This window comes from Caminibacter sp. (assembly GCF_053999135.1).
On record NZ_JBMXVQ010000001.1, the window covers coordinates 1 to 7,287 of the forward strand.

Here is a 7,287-nt window from a genome sequence, read left to right on the forward strand (position 1 = left end):
GAAAAAAGGGGCTTATCCTAAAAAAGAGCAGCTTGTAAATATCCCCGAGCTTATTACAAAATATTTTTATTACACAAAAAATCTCTCCCCCGTTAAATTCGGAACTTCGGGTCACAGGGGAAGCGCGTTTAAAAAAAGCTTTAATGAAAAACATATTTTTGCAATAAGCGATGCAATAGCCTATTATAAAAATCTCACAAATCAGACGGGTCCTTTATTTGCTGGTATTGATACACACGCTCTCTCAACACCCGCTCTTGCAAGCGCTGTGAGGGTGTATGCCAGCAAAAAAATAAAGGTTAAAATCGGCAAAACATATACCCCCACACCACTTGTCTCTTTTGCGATTCTTGAACATAATAAAAAAGAAGAAGATTTGGCCGACGGAATAGTAATAACCCCTTCACATAACCCCCCGGAAGACGGCGGATATAAATACAACACCCCAAACGGCGGAGCGGCGGATACGGATGTTACGAAGATAATAGAAAAATATGCCAATGAAAAATTAAATTCTATTGAAAACTATAAAAGTTATGAAGATGCTATTAATAGCGAATTTGTGCAAGAGTATGATTTTATAACGCCTTATGTTGAGGCTTTACCTGAAATTGTGGATATTGAGGCTGTTAAAAAAAGCACTTATAAATTTGCGGCTGCCCCCCTTGGAGGGACTTCACTTGAAGTTTATAAAAAAATAAAAGAAACATATTCCCTTAATCTTGAAATAATCGACCCTTATGTTGATTTTACTTTTTCGTTTATGACGCTTGATTTTGACGGTAAAATAAGAATGGACTGTTCGAGCCCTTATGCGATGGCGGGAGTCGAAAAGCACAAAGACAAATTTGACCTTATAGTAGCTAACGATACGGATGCGGACAGACACGGGATTGTCTGTAAAGAAGGGCTTATGAATCCGAATCACTTTTTAAGTGTCGCTATCTGGTATCTTTTTAATACAAGGAAATGGAAAAATGTAAAAATCGGCAAAACTATCGTAACGACCGCAATGATTGACAGAATTGCCGAGTATCTAGGGGTTGAAGTTTATGAAACGCCTGTGGGGTTTAAGTATTTCGGAGAAGGGCTTTATAAAAAAGAACTTGCAATCGGATGCGAAGAGAGTGCGGGAGCGAGCTTTTTGAGATTTAACGGGGATAGTTGGGTAACTGATAAGGACGGGATAGTTATGGCGATGCTTGCTATGGAGATTATTTCAAAAGATAAATCCCCCCATCTTATTTATAAAGAACTCGAAGAAAAATTCGGAAAATGCTACTATGAAAGAATTGACATTCCCGCAACTCCGGAAGAAAAAGAGAAAATTAAAAAACTTGAAAACATATCTCTTGAAACGTTCGGAGGAGAAAAAGTCCAAAATATTTTGACCCGTGCGCCCGGAAACGGGGCCGATATCGGCGGTGTAAAAATCGTAACCAAAAACGGATGGGCGGTTATAAGACCAAGCGGGACCGAGGATATTATAAAAATTTATACCGAAAGTTTTATTTCCGAAAAACATTTAAAAAGGATGCAAGAAGATGCGTTAAATCTTATCAAAAGGAGTTAAAATGGTGCGTATTACTAAAAAAAGCGTAATTTTTGAACTTGACGTGGGTGCCGATGAAGTAATATTGAAAGGAAGCTGGGATAACTGGAAAGGAGAAAAGATGAAAAAGAATAAAAAAGGTATTTTTTCAAAAAGGAAAAAATTAAATGAGGGAAGTTATGAATTCGGGTATTTAATAGATGGAAAATGGACGGCTGATGAGAGTTGTGAGAGTGTTGATTCTCCGTTTGGAAGTAAAAATTCTTTATTGAAAGTCGGAAAATGAAAGCGGTGATAATGGCGGGAGGCTTTGGGACAAGAATTCAGCCTCTTACACATTCGATTCCAAAACCGATGCTGCCCGTTATGAATATACCTATGATGGAAAAATCGATGATGAGGTTAAAAGATGCCGGTATAACGGAATTTGTGGTGCTTTTGTATTATAAGCCCGAGGTTATTAAAAATTATTTCGGCACGGGTGAGAAATTCGGCGTTAAAATCCATTATGTGCTGCCTGATGCCGATTACGGAACTGCCGGGGCTGTAGGGTTTGCAAGGGAATATCTGGATGAGAGTTTTATAGTTATGAGCGGGGATATAGTGAGTGATTTTGATTTATTAAAAATTATGGATTTTCATAAATCAAAACACTCAAAACTTACAATTACCCTTACATCTGTGGAAAATCCGCTTGAGTTTGGAATCGTTATTACGGACGAGGAGGGGAGAATAGAGAAATTTTTGGAAAAACCGAGCTGGGCGGAGGTGTTCAGCGATACGATAAATACGGGAATTTACATAATAGAACCGGAAATTCTTAAATATATTCCGAAAAACGAGCCTTTTGATTTTTCAAAGGATTTGTTTCCGACTCTGATGAAAGAAAATATTACTCTTTACGGGTACGATGCAAAAGGATATTGGAGGGATGTAGGGAATCCCGAAAGTTACAGGGAGGTTCATAAAGATATATTCGACGGCAAAGTAAAATACGGATATAAAGGTAAAAAAATTGAATTTCCCGAAGGGGTTTTATATATTGAAGATGATAAAATACCGGAAAATGTTGAAATTATCGATACGGTGGTTATAGGGAAAAACGTAAAAATTGCAAAAAACACAAGGCTTCAGAATGTTGTTATAGGTGACAATACGGAAATTGGGGAAGATTGTAAATTAAAAAATTCGGTTATATGGGAAAATGTTAAAATAAAAAAAGGATGTGTGTTTGACAATGCGGTAATCTGTGATAATGTGGAGATTGAAGAGCTTGTAAAGGCGAAAGCCGGATGCATTATTGCGCAAAACTGTAAAATAGGTAAATTTACGGTGATAGAGCAGGACGTAACAATCTGGCCTGATAAAGAAATAGAACCCGCTTCAATTGTTACGAACAATATTATATGGGGAGAAAAATATAAAAACGCCATATTTAAAGACGGAATTGCCGTGGGTAAAACAAACGTTGAAATCGACTGTGAAATGAGCTGTAAATTGGCGGAGGCTTTTGCCTCCACTCTGCCTGAAAAATCGACAATTTTGGTGGCAAGGGACAATCTTCCGAGTTCCAGAATGCTAAAAAGGGCCTTTGTGGGAGGTGTTTTGTCCAACGGGGTTGACGTGATTGACCTTAAAGATTTTCCCGTGCCCCTTTTAAGACACAAAGTGGCAAGTGACGAAAATATCGCAGGAGGGGTATATTTCAGACAAAATGTGATAGACCCGAGCGAAATTGATATATTTTTATTTAACCAGGATGCTCTCAGAATTGGAACGCAGGAAGCCAAAACAATTGAAAAAACATTTTTCAGGGAAAAATTCAGAAGGGTTGATTATAACGAAATAGGCTTTTTAAGGGATGACGAATATACTAAAAAATGCATTAAAGACAGATATATAAAAAAAATAAAAGAAACGATTGACCATAAAATCATCAAAAATAATTTTAAGGTTGTAATCGATTTGATGTGGGGGATGGGAAAAGATATTTTTCCGGATATTTTAAAAGCGCTTGAGATTGAAAATATGCTTTTAAACAATTATTACGATAATTTGAAACTTAAAAATTTTTCCCATTTTGAAAAAATCTGTAAGGAAAATATTTCAACGCTGGTAAAATGTATGGATTATAATGCCGGATTTTTAATTTACCCTCATGCACAAAGAATTAATATCGTAGCGGATGACGGAAAAATTTTGAACAAACTTGAAGGACTGATGAGCGGTTTGTATCTGTTTAACCTTGAAGCAAAAATGCAAAATAAAAAATTTAAAGTTTTCCTCCCTTTATGGGCTCCCGATATGATTGATAAAAAATTTGAATGGCTTGAGATTGAAAGAGGCAAATATTCCGATTTTTCAAAAGAAAAATTCAGTAAATACGACCTTATTGCTACGCTTGACGGTAATTTTGCATTTACCGAGTTTTCAATCCACAGGGATGCCGTTTATGCCTCTCTTAAAATAATGGAACTTTTAAGCAGACACAATGTGAAACTCAGTGAGATTGAAAAAGAGATTACTTCTTTTTATTACAGGATTTTTTCAATTTCCTGCCCTCAAAATAAAAAAGGGTATGTTATGAAAAAATTCCTCTCATATGCCAAGACAAAAAGACATTTAAGCGAAGAAGGTGTTAAAATTTATGAAAGCGATGACGAATGGGTAATGATGATTCCCGATAGATACAGTGAGAGTATCAATCTTTATATTCAGGCGGACGATAATGAAAGAGGAGAGATGATTTATCAAAAATATGAAAAAATGTTAAAAGAATGGATAAAATGAAAATAGCCCTTCTTTGGCATATGCATCAGCCTTCTTATGTAAAAGAAAACAGGCTTTTTCTGCCCTGGGTTTTTTTACATTCCATAAAAGATTATTACGATATGCCCTATATCGCCTCAAAATTTAAAGCAAAAGTCACTTTTAACCTTACGCCCACTCTTTTAGAACAGATTTTAATGTATGAAGATGTTAAAAACGATGAATTTTTGTCTTTAATGTTAAAAAGAGTAGATAATCTGACGTTAGGGGAAGAAAAATTTTTATTAAAAATATTAAAAAGCGGTAATTATGAAACTATGATAAAGCCTTATGAAAGGTATGATTGCCTTTATAAAAAAGACACTCTCTCAACACAGGAGTTTCTGGATTTAGAAGTCTGGTTTTTATTAAGCTGGTGCGGAAATTTTTTGAAAGAGACTTCCTTTATTAAAAATTATTTTCAAAAAGAGAGTTTCAGCGAAGATGAAAAAAAAGAGCTTGTTTTTTATTTGATAGATTTTGTTAAAAGAATTATACCTTTTTATAAAAAACTGTTTAAAGAAAAATTGATAGATTTAACGACAACCCCTTTTTATCATCCCATAATGCCCCTTTTAATAGATATGAATACGGCAAAAAAGGCAAATCCGAATACATCTTTGCCGAAAGGTTTTTTTTCTTTGAAGGATGATGCCGTTAAACACATTAAAAAAGCAAAAGAGCTTTTTAAAGAGCTTTTTGAAGAATATCCTACGGCTTTTTGGCCGAGCGAAGGAGGAGTTGATGAAGAAAGTGTCCTGCTTTATAAAGAGTTAGGAATCAAAAGGGTTTTCAGTGATGAGGCGGTTTTAAAAAAAAGCGGATTTAACGATATTACAAAAGCGTATGAATATGAAGGGGTTGAGATATATTTCAGAGACCATACGCTAAGCGATTTAATCGGATTTACATATAAAAATTTTGAAGCTAAAAACGCCGTAAAAGATTTTAAAAGCAGACTTAAAGATTTTAACGTAGTTATTTTAGACGGGGAAAATGCGTGGGAGTATTATAAAAACAACGGAAAAGATTTTTTGGAAGAGTTTTATAAAGAATTTAAAGACAATTTTGTTTTTTTCGGAAATCAAAAAACAGTCAGCTTAAAACATCTTGAACCGGGAAGCTGGATTTACGGGGATTTTAACACATGGGTAGGGGATGAAGAGAAAAACAGGGCATGGGAGCTTTTGTTTGATACGAAAAGGGACTGTTTAAGAGAAGGATTTAACAAAGATGCTGAAGAGGAACTTTTGAAGGCTGAAGGAAGTGACTGGTTCTGGTGGTATGGAAAAGGGCATTTCACGGAGTACGCAAAAGAATTCGACTCTCTTTTCAGGGAGCATTTAAAAAACGTTTATAAATTAATTAACTTTCCTTATCCGAAAGTTTTGGATGAACCTATTACAGGAAGTAAAGAGCTTAAAAATATTTTAAGCGAACCTAAAGATTATATTTATCCGGTAATTGACGGAAAGGTTACAAGCTTTTTTGAATGGATTGATGCGGGGGTGCTGTATGAAGGCGGAGGCACAATGCAGGCGAATGACAACATAAAATATCTTTACTGGGGCGAAAATGAAGAGAAGTTTTTTTTAAGGCTTGACGGGGAAAGGGTGAATGAGTATGAATATAAGGTTTTTTTTGAAGATAAAGAATTAAAAGTAAATTGTAAGAAAGGTGAGATTGTAGAAATTGAAATAGATAAAAAAGAGTTTGAAAAAAAAGAGGGTGTTTTAAGAATAGAAGTTTTAAAAAACAATAAAATTATTCAGATTCTGCCTTCAACCACCAGGCTTTATATAAAAATAAACAGTGATTACGCAAGGAACTGGTATGTCTGATTTTTTATTCGGGGTTCACCTCCACCAGCCCACCGAAAATCTCAAAGAAGCAGTCGATAAAGCGGTTGAGATGTGTTACGCACCCTTTTTTGAAACGATGAAAAAATATCCGGAATTTAAGTTTTCAATGCACTGCAGCGGATGGCTTTTTAATGAACTAAAAACAAAATACCCCGATGTGTTTGAAAATATTAAAAAATGTAATATTGAATTTTTTACAGGAGGTTTTTACGAACCTATACTTGCTGTTATTCCAAGAGAAGACAGAATTATCCAGATAAATAAATTAAACGAGTTTTTAAAAGAAAATCTGGGTGTAATTCCAAAAGGTTTGTGGTTGACTGAAAGAGTATGGGATGACGGGATAATCCCTGAAATTTCAGAATGCGGGGTTGAGTATCTTGTTGTGGATGATTATCATATAAAAGTGCAGGGAATTGAGGCGGATTCTGTTTTTGAAACGGAAGAGAGCGGTAAAAGAATAAAGATTTTTCCTATTTCAAAAAATTTAAGATATAAAATCCCTTTTTCAAACGTGGATGAGGCAATAGAAATAATAAAGAATGAAAAAATGCCCGTTATGTTCGACGACTGTGAGAAATTCGGACTCTGGCCCACAACTTATGAATGGGTGTATGAAAAAAAATGGCTTGAAGAATTTGTGGAAAAGGCGTTAAAAGAGTTAAATACGATGCATTTCAGGGATTATAAAAATCCCTCAAAACCTGTGTATCTTCCAAACGTTTCATATCCCGAAATGATGGAGTGGTGTCTGGATTTCGGGGTTGAGGGCAGGGGAGTTTTTAAGAATTTTTTTAGAAAATACAAAGAATCAAACCATATCCATAAAAGAATGCTGAATATCAGGAATAAAAATGAAAGTTATTATAAGCTTCAGACAAACGACGTATATTGGCACGGGATTTTCGGGGGGCTTTATCTTCCGAATTTAAGGGACAACGCTTACAGGTTTTTGATTGAGTGCGATAACGAAAAAGGTGTTTTTGTGAGCGATTTTGATATGGACGGATATGAAGAAGTGAGCGTAAAAATCGAAAAAATAATAGCCGTTTTTAATAAAAACGG

5 protein-coding genes are annotated in these 7,287 nt (G+C 35.2%); all 5 read left to right on the forward strand.

The window, feature by feature from the left end; all coding sequences use genetic code 11:
- Window positions 1-1,573, forward strand: a 1,573-nt coding sequence (locus ACXJH6_RS00005; RefSeq protein ID WP_456469707.1) for a phosphohexomutase domain-containing protein, incomplete at its 5' end; no start/stop codon positions are given.
- A gap of 1 nt (window position 1,574) precedes the next feature.
- Window positions 1,575-1,838, forward strand: a complete 264-nt coding sequence (locus ACXJH6_RS00010) for a glycogen-binding domain-containing protein (protein WP_456469708.1) — start codon at window positions 1,575-1,577, stop codon at window positions 1,836-1,838.
- Window positions 1,835-4,342 (forward strand): sugar phosphate nucleotidyltransferase, encoded by a 2,508-nt coding sequence (locus ACXJH6_RS00015; protein WP_456469709.1) that lies wholly within the window; start codon window positions 1,835-1,837, stop codon window positions 4,340-4,342. The genes ACXJH6_RS00010 and ACXJH6_RS00015 overlap by 4 nt, the downstream gene beginning before the upstream one ends.
- A complete protein-coding gene (locus tag ACXJH6_RS00020; RefSeq protein ID WP_456469710.1) occupies window positions 4,330-6,201 on the forward strand; it encodes a glycoside hydrolase family 57 protein in 1,872 nt (623 codons plus the stop codon). The genes ACXJH6_RS00015 and ACXJH6_RS00020 overlap by 13 nt, the downstream gene beginning before the upstream one ends.
- Window positions 6,194-7,287 (forward strand): alpha-amylase/4-alpha-glucanotransferase domain-containing protein (locus ACXJH6_RS00025; RefSeq protein ID WP_456469711.1); only part of this gene is annotated, 1,094 nt, incomplete at its 3' end. The genes ACXJH6_RS00020 and ACXJH6_RS00025, both read left to right, overlap by 8 nt.